The organism is Lysobacter sp. 5GHs7-4 (assembly GCF_021284765.1).
GTDB lineage: Bacteria > Pseudomonadota > Gammaproteobacteria > Xanthomonadales > Xanthomonadaceae > Lysobacter.
The window spans coordinates 763079-777750 of the sequence record NZ_CP089924.1; the positions used below are offsets into that span (position 1 = coordinate 763079).

At 69.2% G+C, this 14672-nt stretch carries 12 protein-coding genes; 2 read left to right on the plus strand and 10 right to left on the minus strand.

The features are described 5' to 3' along the window. Positions 1-110: 110 nt before the first annotated feature. Both LVB77_RS03170 and LVB77_RS03175 read right to left on the minus strand, forming a co-directional pair. A complete protein-coding gene (locus tag LVB77_RS03170; protein ID WP_232908771.1) occupies positions 111-1031 on the minus strand; it encodes a complex I NDUFA9 subunit family protein in 921 nt (306 codons plus the stop codon). Beyond that, the gene (locus tag LVB77_RS03175) at positions 1028-3049 is read right to left on the minus strand and encodes a lytic transglycosylase domain-containing protein (protein WP_232908772.1); all 2022 of its coding nucleotides are present in this window, start codon (positions 3047-3049) and stop codon (positions 1028-1030) included. The genes LVB77_RS03170 and LVB77_RS03175 overlap by 4 nt, the downstream gene beginning before the upstream one ends. Before the next feature lie 342 nt (positions 3050-3391). Here LVB77_RS03175 and LVB77_RS03180 point away from each other — a divergent pair, with 342 nt between their 5' ends. Next, the gene (locus tag LVB77_RS03180) at positions 3392-4192 is read left to right on the plus strand and encodes a sulfite exporter TauE/SafE family protein (protein WP_232908773.1); all 801 of its coding nucleotides are present in this window, start codon (positions 3392-3394) and stop codon (positions 4190-4192) included. A gap of 268 nt (positions 4193-4460) precedes the next feature. Beyond that, entirely contained in the window at positions 4461-7361 is a 2901-nt protein-coding gene (locus LVB77_RS03185) for a TonB-dependent receptor (protein ID WP_232908774.1), read from the plus strand. 95 nt (positions 7362-7456) lie between these two features. Here LVB77_RS03185 and LVB77_RS03190 read toward each other — a convergent pair whose 3' ends face one another. The 8 genes from LVB77_RS03190 to LVB77_RS03225 all read right to left on the minus strand — a co-directional run bounded on the left by LVB77_RS03190 (position 7457) and on the right by LVB77_RS03225 (position 14608). Continuing rightward, entirely contained in the window at positions 7457-7786 is a 330-nt protein-coding gene (locus LVB77_RS03190) for a cupin domain-containing protein (protein ID WP_232908775.1), read from the minus strand. 151 nt (positions 7787-7937) lie between these two features. Beyond that, positions 7938-8696 carry a 2-dehydro-3-deoxy-D-gluconate 5-dehydrogenase KduD gene (gene kduD / locus LVB77_RS03195; protein WP_232908776.1) on the minus strand — a complete coding sequence of 253 codons (759 nt, stop codon included), beginning with the start codon at positions 8694-8696 and terminating at the stop codon, positions 7938-7940. A gap of 10 nt (positions 8697-8706) precedes the next feature. Continuing rightward, the gene (kduI, locus tag LVB77_RS03200; protein ID WP_232908777.1) at positions 8707-9552 is read right to left on the minus strand and encodes a 5-dehydro-4-deoxy-D-glucuronate isomerase; all 846 of its coding nucleotides are present in this window, start codon (positions 9550-9552) and stop codon (positions 8707-8709) included. Between the two features lie 184 nt (positions 9553-9736). Beyond that, positions 9737-10765, minus strand: a complete 1029-nt coding sequence (locus LVB77_RS03205; RefSeq protein ID WP_232910133.1) for a LacI family DNA-binding transcriptional regulator — start codon at positions 10763-10765, stop codon at positions 9737-9739. Positions 10766-10952: 187 nt separating this feature from the next. Next, positions 10953-12233, minus strand: a complete 1281-nt coding sequence (locus tag LVB77_RS03210; protein WP_232908778.1) for a TRAP transporter large permease — start codon at positions 12231-12233, stop codon at positions 10953-10955. Next, positions 12233-12748, minus strand: a complete 516-nt coding sequence (locus LVB77_RS03215) for a TRAP transporter small permease (protein ID WP_232910135.1) — start codon at positions 12746-12748, stop codon at positions 12233-12235. Before LVB77_RS03215 ends, LVB77_RS03210 begins: the two co-directional genes overlap by 1 nt. 43 nt (positions 12749-12791) lie before the next feature. Further along, entirely contained in the window at positions 12792-13784 is a 993-nt protein-coding gene (locus tag LVB77_RS03220) for a TRAP transporter substrate-binding protein (RefSeq protein ID WP_232908779.1), read from the minus strand. Continuing rightward, positions 13781-14608 (minus strand): 2-keto-4-pentenoate hydratase, encoded by an 828-nt coding sequence (locus LVB77_RS03225; RefSeq protein WP_232908780.1) that lies wholly within the window; start codon positions 14606-14608, stop codon positions 13781-13783. Before LVB77_RS03225 ends, LVB77_RS03220 begins: the two co-directional genes overlap by 4 nt. Positions 14609-14672 lie beyond the last annotated feature (64 nt).

Genomic DNA, 14672 nt, shown 5'->3' on the forward strand with positions numbered 1-14672 from the left:
CGTCATTCCCGCTTTCGCGGCAATGACGGGCAAAGAAGGAAGCGACGCCGGCCGTAGGATGCGGTAAGCCGAAGGCGCACGCATCTCGCGCTGCGCCCCCAAGCCGCGCCTCACCCGCGCGCCGCCTCCAACCCCAAAATCTCCCGAACCCTCGGCGCCACCGGCGTCGGGGCGATGCCCAGCTTGGGCAGGCCGTTGTAGGCGCTGACCGAATCGGTCTGCAGCGAACGCCAGTTGTCGCGGCTGATCGGCTTGCCCGGCAGATGCTCGCCGATGCCGGCCTGCAGGCGGCCCAGCTTGGGCGGCAGTGCGATCACCGCGCGCAGGCGGCCGCGCGCGCGCGCGGTCTGGCGCACGATCTCGGCCAGGCTGAGCACGTCGGGGCCGACCAGGTCGTAGCTCTGGCCGATGCTGCCGCCGTCGGCCAGCGCGCGCGAGTACGCGCTCACCACGTCGTCCACCCACACCGGCTGAAAGCGCGCGTCGGCGCGCCCGATCGGCAGCAGCGGCGCGTAGCGCAACAACTGGTCGAAGCGGCAGAACAAGCCGTCGCCGGGGCCGGCGATGACCGAGGGGCGGAACAGGGTCCAGTCCAGGCCCGACGCGCGCACGCGTTGTTCGGCGCGACCGCGCGACTGCAGGTAATGGCTGTCGCCGCTGCCGGCGCCCAGCGCGCTCATCTGCAGCAGGCGGCGCACGCCCATCGCGCGCATCGCCTCGATCAGCGCTTCCAACTGGGTGACGTAGACGCGCTCGAAGCCTTTGCCGTCGTCGCCGCGCTCGTTGAGGATGCCGATCAGGTTCACCACCGCGTCGGCGTCGTCGAGCACCGCGCTGAGGAAGCCGACGTCGTGCACGTCGCCCTCGATCAGGCTGGAGTCGCGCGGCAGCAGCGCGCGCTTGGCCGGATCGCCGCCGCGGCTGAGCACCGTCAGGCGGTGGCCGTCGCGCAGCAGGCGCGCGACCAGGCGACGGCCGACGAAGCCGGTGCCGCCGAGCACGACGACGTGGCGTTGCGCGGTGGCGTTCACGGCGTCTTGGTGGCCGGCGCGGCCGCCAGCGGGCAGACGAAACGCTTGCGCGGCGCGTCGATGCGGCCGCGCATGCGGTCGGTCATGTTCATCGCGTCGCCGTTGAGGCGCCAGTCGTAGATCACGCTGAAGGCCAGCACCCGCGCGACGTACTCGCGGGTTTCCTTGTAGCTGATGGTCTCGATCCAGAAGTCCGCGTCCATGCCCGGGCGCTGCGACTGCCAGCGCGCCAGCGGCGCGGGGCCGGCGTTGTAGCCGGCCATGGCGAAGTAGGGCTGGCCGCCGTACTTGTCCAGCAGCTCGCGCAGGTAGGCGGTGCCGAGGATGATGTTGGTGTCGGAGTCGTACAGCGTGGCCGCGCCGCCCCAGGGCAGGCCCAGGCGCTTGGACACGTTGGCGCCCGTGGTCGGGATCACCTGCATCAGGCCCATGGCGTTGGCGCCGGAACGCGCGTTCGGGTCGAACACGCTTTCGGCGCGGATCTCGGCCGCGACCCAGGCCGGATCGAGGTTGTTCTTGGCCGACTCGCGACGGATGGTGGCGTCGTGGTGCAGCGGAAAGCGCAGGTTGTACAGGCGCAGCTCGTCCGGATTGCCCTTGCCCAGCGAGAACACCGCGCGGTCGAACCAGCCGTAGCTTTGCGCCACTTCCACCGCGATCCGGCGCTGGTCGTTGTCGTAGCGCGACAGGGCGTCGTCCCATTCGCGCACCGCCCAGGACTTGCGCTCGATCTTGTACAGGCCCATCGCGCGCAGCACCGCCGGATCGCGCGCGATTGCGGCCTTGGCGGCGGCGCTGTCGTTGGGGATCAGCGGGCACAGCGCGTATGGCTGGCCGATGCGGTCGGCGGCGAGGAAGCCGTGGAACTCGGGCTTGCGCGCGGCTTCGCGATACAGCCGGTCGGCGCCGGCCTTGTCGCCGGTGCGTTCGGTCAGGCGCGCCTCGAAATACTGCCAGCGCGAATCGCCGCGCTGCTTGGCGCCCATCTTGCGGATCGCGGCCAGCGCCGCCGGCCAATCCGAGCGCGCCATCGCTTCGCGTGCGCGCCATTCGTGCAGACGCTCGTCGTAGGACACCGCAGGCACGGCGTTGAGGCGCTGCGCCGATTCGGGGCCGTACGAGGCCACCGTCCACAGCGCGGTCTGGTACAGCACGCGGCCGCGGTCTTCGTCGCTGAAGCCCAGGGCATTGGCGTACTTGGGCAGCTGCGCCTCGGCGGCGGCCGGTGCCGACTTGCCCAGCCGCGCCAGGCCGTAGGAGGCCATGCGCCGGCTGCGCTCGGTCTTGGGCCAGGTCAGGGCGCGCTCGTTCACGCTGTCGAGGAAGGCGGCGTAGTCGTTGGCCTGCGCCTGCTGATCGGCGGGCAGGCCGCGCGCGGCGCTGCGCATCGCCGCCGGCAAGCCTTCGGCGGCGGCGGCGTCGATGCGCTGCCAGCGCAGTTCCTCGCTCAGGCCGCCCTGCGCGGACAGCAGCGCCATCGGCGCATCGCATTCGTTGGGCAGGGCCTTGCCGTTGGCGGTCCACACGGCCTGCGCGTCGCGCGTCCACTGCGCGTCGGCGCGGCGCAGGGCCTGGCGCGCGCTGAGTTCGGCGCAGCGCAGCGCGGTGTTCTTGTCCAGCTCGGGTTTCCACGCGGCCAGGAACGCCGGCCAGTCCTCACGGCGCGCGCTGGCGGCCAGCCAGATTTCGCGGAACGCGGTGCCGGCGGCCTGGTCGCCGTAGCGGGCGAGGAAGCTTTGCGCCTGGGCGTTGGACAGCGCGTCGATGTTGCGCCGCAGGCTGGCGTACTCGATCCAGCCGTACAGCGGATGGCGCGACAGGTCGGCGTATTGCGCGGCGTCGAAGCCGCCGCGCTCGGCGGCATCCAGGGCTTCGCGCACGCGCGGCAGCTGCGGATCGTTGATGGGCGCGGGCACGCTGGCGACGGCCGGCGGCGCGGCCGTGGTCTGCGCGCAGGCGGCGGTGGCGAGGGTGGCCGCGAGCGCGGCGAACAGCAGGGGGAGGGGGCGTGGCAGCATGGCCGGACTATAGCCTAGCGATGGTGAATCGCTTGCGTGTTGGAGCTATGCGAGCGCTGCAAATCGCGGCATTGCGGTGCAAGCCGCAACTTAATGTGATTTTGCGCCGCTTCCGCCTATCCACGATCAAGATCGGTTCCGGCTTTCGCCGGAGTGACGGGTGCGGGGTTTCGTGCGGCTCGGGACTTCGAACGACGGGATGCGCCGTTCCACATGCGCGCGGGCGCTTTCGAATGACGCGATGCGCGTTTCGGGCGAAGATCGCGAACCGGCTTCAGACCTCACCGCCCAGGCATCGCGCTCTAGGCGTCGGGTGCTGGGCATCACGACGGAGACGACGCAGTGACCATCGCTTGGGCGGCATTTCTGGTGTTGGGCGCGATCGCCGGCGTGCTCGCGGGCCTGTTGGGCGTGGGCGGCGGGCTGGTGCTGGTGGCGGCGCTGTCGTGGCTGGCGCCGTGGGTGGGCGTGCCTCAGGAAGCGGCGATGCACACCGCGCTGGCCAGTTCGCTGGCCAGCATCGTGCTGACCGCGGCGGCCTCGGCGCGCGCGCACGCCAAGCGCGGCAGCGTGCTGTGGCCGACGGTGGCGTGGATGGTGCCGGGCCTGCTGATCGGCGGCTGGTTCGGCAGCATGGTCGCGGTGCGCATCGACGACGACCTGCTGCGCTACATCGTCGCCGGCTATTGCCTGATCGCCGCGGCGCAGCTGCTGTTCGGCAAGAACCGACCGGCAGTGGCCGACCACGAACCGCCGCCGCGCGGAGTACCCATGAGCGCGGCGGGGGTCGGCATCGGCGCGGTCTCGGCGGTGGTCGGCATCGGCGGCGGCAGCATGACCGTGCCGCTGCTGGTCTGGCGTGGGATCGCGCCGGTGCGTGCGGTCGGCACCTCGTCGGCCTGCGGCGTCGCGATCGGCCTGGCCTCGGCGGTCGGCTATGCCCTGCATGCGCCGCCGGGCGCGCTCCCGCACCACGCGGTCGGCTACGTCTACCTGCCGGCGGCGATCGGGGTGGCGATCGCCTCGGTCGTGGCCGCGCCCTATGGCACGCGCCTGGCCCACCGGCTCAGTGGGGTCACCTTGAAGCGGGTGTTCGCGGCTTTCCTGGTGATCGTGGCGGTGAGTCTGCTTTTAGGTGGCTGAGCGCTACCGCGTGGGCACGCGATGCGCGCGAGCCGCGCATCTGATCGCCAGCTGAACGTGTAACTGAATGATTTTATTGAACTTGATCGCCTGAATGGGCGGTCGAGCGGTGTCCTGCGTCGCGAATTCGGCAATCCGTCACGGCAGGGGGCACTTTGCCGCTTGTGGCGGCTTCACGAATTGTTTACAACCTCGTGACGCCAGGGAACAGGGGCCCGGCGCCCAAAAAACAAAACCAGCCACGTCTTAACTTCAGGGAGAGAGAAAGATGAAGCCGTTGCGTCGCCAGTCCTTGGCGAAAGCCATCCAGTTGTCGTTGCTGATCAGCCTGCCCGGCCTCGCCGCCGCCCAGGACGCCGCCCCGCCCGCTCCCTCGGCCACCACGCTGGACACGGTGACCGTCACCGGTACCCGCATCAAGCAGACCAACGCCGTCACCGCCCAGCCGGTGTTCGTGCTGGACCGCCAGAAGCTCGAAAAGACCGGCGTGCAGACCGTCGGCGAAGTGCTGCAGCAGCTCACCGCCGGCGGCAAGGCGCTCAACGCCAAGTTCAACTCCTCCGGCAACTTCGGCTATCCGCCGGACGGCGGCGGCATCGGCGCCGGTTCGGCCCAGGTCGACCTGCGCAACCTCGGTTCGCAGCGCGTGCTGGTGCTGGTCGACGGCATCCGCTGGGTCAACGAATCCTCCGCCTCGGGCGTCAGCGGCAGCGCCGACGTCAACACCATTCCGCTGGCGATCGTCGAGCGCATCGAAGTGCTGGAAGACGGCGCCTCGGCGATCTACGGCTCCGACGCCATCGCCGGCGTGGTCAACATCATCACCCGTCGCAAGCTCGACGGCGCCGAAGTCCACGCCTATTTCGGCCAGTGGGGCGACGGCGGCGACACCACCGAAGCCAGCATGACCCTGGGCGGCGCCGGCGAGCGCTGGTCGGCCGTGTTCGGCGCCAGCTACTTCGAGCAGAAGGCGATCAGCTCCGGCAAGTGGAAGCAGTCGTCCGAGCCGGTTCCGGGCGGCGGTCTGGCCGCGGGCAGCTCGGGCATCCCGCAGGGCCGCTTCACCTTCTGCGACCCCAGCCGTCCGGTCACCGGCGTCGGCGGTTGCGACGCGGCGGGCGACAACTGGTACGACATCACGCTCAACAACGGCACCACCGTGCCGGTGTTCGATCCGAACAACCCCAACGGCGGCACCTATCACGGCTTCAGCGGCGCCGACCGCTTCAACTTCGCGCCGTTCAACCTGCTGCTGACCCCGAGCAAGCGCAAGGCGCTGTTCACCAGCCTCAACTACGACCTGACCGAAAACACCCGCCTGCACATCAAGGCGCTGTACAACAACCGCACCTCGACCAACCAGGCCGCGCCGGAACCGATCTTCGTCGGTCCCTTCGCCGGCACCGGCGGCATCGCCGACACGGTCATCGTGCACGCCAACAATCCGTACAACCCGTTCGGCATCACCCTGGACCCGGCCACCAACTTCGGCTGGATCACCAAGCGTCCGATCGAGGTCGGTCCGCGCATCTTCGAGCAGGACGTCGACACCACCTATTTCAACATCGGCCTGGACGGCGTGTTCGACATCGGCGAGCGTAACTTCGGCTGGGATGCGAACTACGTGCACTCGGAGAACAAGGCCGAGCAGACCTTCCGCAACGGCTACAACGTCGCCAAGATCAAGCTCGCCCTGGGCGATCCGGCGGTGTGCGCGGCGGTCCCGGGCTGCGTGCCGCTGGACCTGTTCGGCGGCCAGGCGCGTCCGATGACGCAGGCGATGATCGACTGGATCCGCACCAAGCAGATCGACTCGAGCAAGCAGGTGCTGGACCTGTTCTCGGCCAACATCACCGGCGACCTGTTCAACATCGGCGATCGCGCGGCCGGCTTCGCCGCCGGCGTCGAGCACCGCCGTTACCGCGGCGAGTTCAACCCCGATCCGCTGCGTCAGACCGGCGAATCGCAGGACTCGTTCGCAGCGCCCGTCAACGCCAACTACGACGTCAGCGAGGTCTACACCGAGTTCAACTTCCCGGTGCTGTCGACCTTGGACATCACCGCGGCGATCCGTTACTCGGATTACTCGACCTTCGGCGGCGCCACCACCGGCAAGGCCGGCTTCCGTTGGCAGCCGATCGAGGACCTGGTGATCCGCGGTACCTACTCGCAGGGCTTCCGCGCGCCCAACCTGGGCGAGCTGTACGGCCTGACCCAGTTCGGCGCCAGCCTGGTCGACCCCTGCGGTCCGACCGGCGGCGGCGGCCCGGCGCCGCAGTACGTGGCCGGCTGTAATGCGCAGGGCGTGCCGGCCGGCTTCGAGCAGGCCAACACCCAGATCACCACCTTCACCGGCGGTAACCCGAACCTGGATCCGGAAGAGTCCGACAGCTACACCTTCGGCGTGGTCTACAGCCCGGGTTGGGGCGAGGAAACCTCGTGGTCGAGCAAGGTCGACTTCGAAGTGAACTACTACCACCACGAGATCGAAGGCGCGATCCAGGCCCGCGATCTGCAGGCCCTGCTCAACGCCTGCTTGGCCGGCGGCGGCACCAATCCGGCGGTCTGCTCGCCGTTCTCGCGCGCGGCCAGCGGCAACCTCAACCCGCCCAACAACTTCCTCAGCAACCTGGGCAGCGTCGAAACCGACGGCGTCGACATCAAGGTCAACTGGGCCAGCCCGGATTGGAGCTGGGGCCGCCTGACCGCGGGTCTGCAGTCGACCTTCGTCAACGACTACAAGGCCGTGGACATCGACGGCAACGTGTCGCAGCGCAAGGTCGGCGTGGAAGTCGCCGACAGCGCGATCCCCGAGTGGCAGACCAACGTGCAGCTGGGCTGGAACAAGGGCGACTTCGACGCCAGCTGGAACGTGCGCTACATCGCCTCGGTCGACGAAGACTGCGGCAACTCGGTGTACGCCGGTCCGAAGCCGGGCTGCTTGAACCCGCAGAACGTCAACACCCTGGGCTCGGTGACCTACCACGACGTCCAGTTCGGCTGGAAGAACGCGTTCACGTTGGAGGGCCTGAAGCTGTCGGTCGGCGCCAACAACGTGTTCGGCAAGGACCCGCCGGTGTGCGTGACCTGCTCGCTCAACGGTTACGACGCGGGCACCTACGACCTGCCGGGCACCTTCTGGTACGTCAGCGCCGATTACCGCTTCTGATCCAGGTCTGACCCGATCCAACGCGACGGCCGGCGATGCGAATCGCCGGCCGTTTCGTTTGTGGGCATGCGTTGTGATGCGATAGGTGCTGCGCCTCAGCCTCGGCAGCCGTCCGCCAGGGGACGGCGGTACACCACCACAATCACCAGGTCCGCGTCGCCGATCTGCTTCAAGCCGTGCGTGCTGCCCTTGCGGGTCAGGATGGCGTCGCCGGCTCCGACTTCGCGGCGCGTCTGATCCAGCATCAGTTCGCCGCGGCCGCTGAGCACGTAGTAGATCTCGTCCTTGTCGTTGCGGTGCTCGCCTATGGTCGCGCCGCGATGCAGCGCGCGTTGCCGGAACACCAGGTCGAAACCCGCGGCCTGTTCGAAGAACGGATAGGCGGTGGTCAGGCCCTCGCCTTCGTGCGGTCCGGGCTGGCTCACCGCCAAATCGCGTGCCTGTTCGACGTAGGAACCGCTACGCGGCGCGCAGACGGGTTCTGCCGCATGTGCGTGGCCAGCGCATGCGGCCAAGGCGATGAGGGATAGCGCTCGGAGTGTTTCGATGCGCATGCGGGCAAGCTCCAGTATCCGATCAACGCGCGAGCCAGCCCCCATCCACCGGCAGCACCGCGCCGTGTACGTAGTCGGATGCGCGGCTGGCCAGGAACACCGCCGCGCCGCCCAAGTCGGAAGGCTCGCCCCAGCGGCCTGCCGGAATGCGCGCGAGGATGTCGCGGTTGCGGCCCTCGTCGGCGCGCAGCTGCGCGGTGTTGTCGGTGGCCATGTAGCCCGGTGCGATCGCGTTGACGTTGACCCCTTTGTCGGCCCATTCGTTGGCGAGCAGACGGGTGATGCCGGCCAGGCCGGATTTGCTGGCGGTGTACGAAGGGACGCGAATGCCGCCCTGGAACGACAGCATCGAGGCGATGTTGATGATCTTGCCGCCGCCGGCGGCGATCATGCGCCGACCGACCGCTTGCGCGAGGAAGAACGCGCTCTTGAGGTTCACGTCGATCACCGCGTCCCAGTCGGCTTCGGTGAAATCGACCGCGTCGGCGCGCCGGATCAGTCCTGCGTTGTTGACCAGGATGTCCACCGAGCCCAGCTGTGCGATGGTTTCCTCGACGATGCCGGCGATCGGCGCCAGCGTCGACAGATCGGCTTCGATGGCGTGGAAGCGGCGTCCCAGCGCGCGCACGTGCCGACCGGTGTCGGTGGCCGCGCCGGTGCTGACCGCGACGATGTCGGCGCCGGCCGCCGCCAAGGCCAAGGCCAGGCCCTGGCCTAAGCCGCGATTGCCGCCGGTAACCAGAGCGACGCGACCGTTGAGATCGAACGGCGAAACACTCATGCGCGCGGCCTCACTTGAGTTGGCACAGGTCGAGCTGGTGCATATCGGTGTAGTCCAGATTCTCGCCGCCCATGGCCCAGATGAAGCAGTAGTTGCGCGTGCCCGAGCCCATGTGGATCGACCACGGCGGCGACACCACGGCTTCGTCGTTGCGGATCACCAGATGACGCATGTCGGCCGGTTCGCCCATGAAGTGCATCACGCTCTGGTCGCCGAGATCGAAGTAGAAGTACACCTCGGAGCGGCGATCGTGCAGATGCGGCGGCATGGTGTTCCAGACGCTGCCGGTCTTGAGCACGGTCAGCCCCAGCAGCAACTGACAGGATCGGCAGGTGGCCGGGACGATGTACTGATAGATGGTGCGTTGGTTCGAAGTCTCCAGCGCGCCGCGCTCCAGCGGCACGGCCTGGTCGATCGAAATGTGCACGGTCTCGTAGCGCGCGTGCGCGGGCGTGGAGGCGAGGTAGAACTTGGCGGGTTGGGCGGCATCGTCCGATGCGAACACCACCCGCTCGCTGCCCATCGGCACGTACAGGCCGTCCTTGGGCTGCAGCGCGTAGGTCTGGCCGTCGATGCTGACCGTGCCGGCGCCCGCGCCCACGTTGACCACGCCCAGTTCGCGCCGGGCCAGGAAGGGCTGGCCGGCGGCCGAGGCCGGTTCGGTCTGCGCCGGCAAGTCCAGCGGCGCGTCCACGGGTGCGGCACCGCCGATCACGAAGCGCTCGTTGTGCGAGTAGTTCAGCCGGACTTCGCCGGCGGCGAACAGGCCGTCGATCAGATAGCGGTCGCGCAGCTGGTCGTTGCTGGCGCCGGCCATCATCTCGGGATGGGTGGCGTGGTAGGTCTTGCGGAACATCGGGCCTCCGGAAAGCGTATGCCTGCGATGCCGCCTGAGGCGGCTGTTCCGGAATCATAGCGGGGTTTTGGTAACCGGTGTCAAAACGCAGAACAAGACGCTCCGGTGGGTCCGCGAACGCAAATCCGCGCGCCGAGCGGGGTCGGGGTGGAAGGAAGCGCGAGCGCCGTGCCCGCGGCCGGCCTCAGGCCGGCGGGCGCTGGCTGGAGTCGCGCACCACCAGGTGCGGGGTGACCGACACCGGCTCGGTCGGCTCCTCGCCTTCCGCCGGTTCCGGCGCCAGCAGCATCTGCGCCGCCTGGCGGCCGAGGTCGCGCACCGGCGAGTGGATGGTGGTCAGCGCGGGCCACAGCTGGGTCGCCAACGGGCTGTCGTCGTAGCCGACCACCGACAAGTCGGCCGGAATGCTCAGGCCGCGCCGCATCGCCGCCTTGTACACGCCGGCGGCCATCTCGTCGTTGCAGGCGAAGATCGCGGTCGGACGCGGCGATTTGGCCAGCAAGTACTCGGCGCCGGCGACGCCGGAGTCGAAGGTGTAGCCGCCCTCGAACACGTAGTCGTCGGTCAGCTCGATGCCGCGCTGGGCCAGGCCGTGACGGAACCCGCCGCCGCGTTCGATCGAGGAACGGTAGCGGCGCGGGCCGGTGATCAGGCCCAGCTGCCGGTGGCCCAGCGATTGCAGGTAGTTCGCCGCCTCGATGCCGGCCGAACGCTCCTGGGTGTGCAGCATGTTGCCGGGTTCGTCCAGCGGAATCGAGGCGATACGCACGTAGCGCACGTCGATTTCCTGCAGCGCCGCGGCCAGCTGATCGTCCTCGGATACGCGCGGAATCAGGATCACGCCGTGCAATTTCTGCTGCAGCGCGAAGCGGCGGATGCCGTCGATGTAATCCTCGCGATGGCTGTCGCAAGGGTGCACGACCAGCTCGTAGCCCGAGTCGCGCAGCGCGTCGAGCGCGCCGTACTGCATGTTGACGATGTACTGCGCGGTGGGGTTGTCGTAAACCAGGCCGATCAGGAACGAGCGCCGGAACGCCAGGCCGCGCGCCTGCGGATCCGGCGCGTAGCCCAGCTGCTTCATTAGCGACTGGATCTTCTCGCGCGTGTCCGGACGCACCAGCGGCGAATCGTTGATCACCCGCGAGACGGTCTTCTTCGACACCGCCGCCAGCCGCGCGATGTCGTTGATGGTCGCCTTGCCCGGGGCCGGCATGCGCTGCGGCGCGGCGTCGCCCGCGGCCGCTTCGGCGGCACGGGCGCTGCGCGGTGCGCGGCGCGGGCCGCGCGGGGGGGGTGATTTCATGGCGGCTCGGCGACGGGGGGCAGTCCGGTCGTGGGACCGGGGCTGGCCCCGATTCTAGCCGGCCGCGACGGCGATGTCCCCGGTGGACATCGCGTGCTTACTTGAGCAGCGCCGGCAGCCACAGCGACAGCTGCGGCACGAAGGTCACCACCAGCAGCACCGCCAGCGAGGCCAGCCAGAACGGCCAGATCGTGCGCAGGGTCTCGCCTATGCTGATCTTGCCGATCGCGGTGCCCACGAACAGCACCGAGCCCAGCGGGGGCGAGATCAGGCTGATGCCGCCCTTGAGGATCAGGATCACGCCGAAATGCACTGGGTCGACGCCGATCGCCTTGGCCAGCGGCAGGAAGATCGGCGTGCAGATGATGATCATCGGCGCCAGATCCATGAAGGTGCCCAGCACCAGCAGGATCAGGATCATCAGCAACAGCAGCAGGTTCTTGTCGGTGGTCAGCGAGGTCAGCGCGTCGACCGCCGCGGTCGGCACCTGCAGGTAGGCCAGCAGCCAGCCGAACGACGCCGCCGAGGCGATCACGAACAGGATCATGCCGGTGGTGCGCGCGGCGCCGGCGACGGTTTCCAGAAAATCGCGCCAACGCAGGTTGCGGTACACCAGCGCGGTCACCAGCAAGGCGTACACCACGGCGATGGCTGCGCTTTCGACCGCGGTGAAGATGCCGGCCCGGATGCCGACGAAGATCAGCGCCACCAGCGCCAGCCCCGGCAGCGCGGCTACCAGGCGCCGCAGCACGATGCCGAAACCGGGGAAGGCTTCCACCGCGTAGCCGCGCCGGCGCGCGATCACCCAGCAGGTCGCCATCAGCGTGACCGTCATCAGCAGCGCGGGCAGGATGCCGGCGGCGAACAAGTCGGCGATGGAGATGCTGCCGCCGGCCGAGGCCGAGTACAGGATCAGGTTGTGCGAAGGCGGCACCAGCAACGCGACCATCGCCGCGGTCATGGTGACGTTGACGGCGAAGTCGCGGTCGAAGCCGCGCCTGACCATCTGCGGAATCATCGCGCCGCCGATCGCCGACACGTCGGCGATGGCCGAGCCGGACACGCCGCCGAAGAACAGCGAGGACAGCACGCTGACTTGCCCCAGGCCGCCGCGCAGATGCCCGACCAGGGCCGAGGCCAGGCCGATCAGGCGCTCGGAGATGCCGCCGCGCAGCATGATTTCGCCAGCGAAGATAAACAGCGGAATCGCGATCAGCGAGGCCGATCCGGCGCCGGCTGCGGTTTGTTGCACCACCACGATCGGCGGCAGACCGATGTGGATCAGCGTGGCCAGCGCCGCCGCCGACAGCGCGTAAGCCACCGGCACGCCGACGATCAGCAGGAGGGCGAATACGCCGAACAGTATCGCGACGTCCATCAGGCGCTCCGGGAGCTGTCGGTGAGTGGCGCGGTCAGAGCCGCGTGCACGCGTTGCAAGGCGAATATCGCCATCAGCGCGCCGCCAACCGCCATCGGCGCATAGACCGCGCTTTGCGGCAGCGGCGCGCCGGCCATGGGGATGTCCCAGCCGTCCAGCAACAGCTCCCCGCCCCACACCGCCAGTACCGCACCGATGCCGCCGATCACCAGGTTGGAGAACGCCAGCAGCCAGCGCCGCAGCGCCGGGCGCGCGCGGTGGACCAGGATGAAGAAACCGAAGTGCGAGCCACGGTGCACGCCGGCGGCGGCGCCGAAACTCATCGCGGTGTTGAGCAGCAGCAGCGCGACCGGTTCGGTCCACCCCGGCGAATCGTTGACGACGTAGCGCGCGAACACCTGCAGAGCCTGCACCGCGACCATGCCGACCAGGGCGGTGCCGGCGATCGCGACTGCCAGCCCCGCCAGCCGATCCAGTGGGCCTTGCCCGATGGCGTCGTCCTGCGCTTGTTCGATGTCCGCCGCTGCGGCGAGGGGAGCGTCTGCCACGATGTCTGCCTCAGGCCAGGGAACGGATGCGGCGGTACAGGGTTTCGATCGCCGGATCGCGGTGGTAGTCGTCCAGCAACGGCTGCACCGCGGCGCGGAACGCCGGCAGGTCGCAGTCGTTGATCTGTACGCCGCCTTCGATCACGGCCGCGCGCGCGACGGCCTCGGATTCGTCCCACAGCTCGCGCATCACCGACACCGAGCGGCGCGCGATGTCCAGCAGCAGCTCTCGGTCGCCGGCGTTCAACGACTCGAAGCTGCGCCGCGACATCAGCAGCACATCGGGTGCGTAGGAGTGCTGGGTCTGCGACCAATAGCGCGCCGCCTCGAACTGGCGGCTGGAATGGAAACTGCGCAGATTGTTCTCGGCGCCGTCGATCAGATGCGTCTGCAGCGCCGAGAACACCTCGCCGTAGGCCAGCGGTGTGGGGTTGCCGCCCAGCAGGCGGATCATGCGCATGAAGATGTCCGAGGCCGGCACGCGGAACTTCAGCCCGTGCATGTCGGCCGGTGTGCGAATCGGGCGGCGCACGTTGTAGAAGCAACGCGCGCCGCAGTCGTAGATCGCCAGGCCCACGAGTTCGCGGCGGGCGAAATCGCGCAGCACGGCGGCGCCGACCTCGCCGTCCAGGGCGCGGCGCAGGTGCGCGACCGAATCGAACACGTACGGCAGCGACAGGGCCTGGGTCAGCGGGAACGCGTTGTTGAGCGCGCCGCTGTAGACGCGGGTGATGTCGATGGCGCCGAATCGCGCCATGTCGATGGCCTCCGACTCGCGGCCGAGCTGGCCGGAGTGGTACAGCCGCAGGCGCAGGCGGCCGCCGGTCGCGCGCTCCAGTTCGCGCCCGATCCATTGCACCGCGGCCACGGTCGGGTAGTCCTTGACGTGGACATCGGTGGCGGTGAGCAGGCGGGCGCCGTCGTCAGCGCGCAGCGTCGCGCCGGTCGCGGCCAGCGCGCAGGCCGCGCCTAGCCCGCCCAGCAGTTGGCGGCGAGTGGTCATGCGTCCTCCCCGCTGGCGAGCACCGCCTCGCAGTGCATCCGGCCCCAGCGGCCGAACGAGATCATCGCGCGTTGCCCAGCCAGGATGTCGTGGATGCCGGTGGCCGCGCCGGTGGTCACCCACATGCCGGCCTTGAGCGGATAGCCGCGCGACGCGCAGCGCGACAGCGCGAATGCCAGCGCCGCCAACAGGCCGCCGGCGATGGACTCGGCGCCGCCGCGTCCGACCAGGCGGTCGTCGATGAAGGTTTCGCAGCGCAGCGCCTCATCGGCGAGCGTGCGCCAGCCTGGAATCTCCGGCCCCACGATCAAGCCGGCGTTGTTGCCGAAGTCCGAGACCACGATCGGCGGTCCCAGGGTGTTGATGTCGGGCAGGGGGCTGCCGGCCAGTTCGATGCCGATCGACAGCGTGTCGACCAGGGCAGCGGCCTGCGCGTGATCGAACTGGGTGCGGCCGGCGGGGGCGTCGGCGCCGAGACGGAACACGAACTCCGCCTCGACCGCGGCGAAGCCGCCCTCGATCAGCGCGAAACGGCCAGTTTGTCCACCGGTGGCGGTCTGTACGGCATTGCCGAAGATCGGGCCGACCAGGCGCTCCTCGCCCAGCCGGGTTTCCCAGCCCGGCGGGATGCGTCCGACCTTCCATCCCGCGATCGGCTGCGGCCACAGGCCGATGGCACGGTCCTGGATCGCGTAGCCCTGGTCGAGGGTCTGCGGGAGCGGGCCGGGGTAGTCGGGCAGCGCCCGCGCGCCGCGGCGGGCCGCGACCAGGCGGTGGGCGATCGCGGCGCTTGCGCTGCCGTCGTCGATGGTCGGTGTCTGCATGCCGGATCGCATCCCCTGGCTCATTGCCTGCTCGTAACTGTTGTATAGGAAACCGGTGTCATTG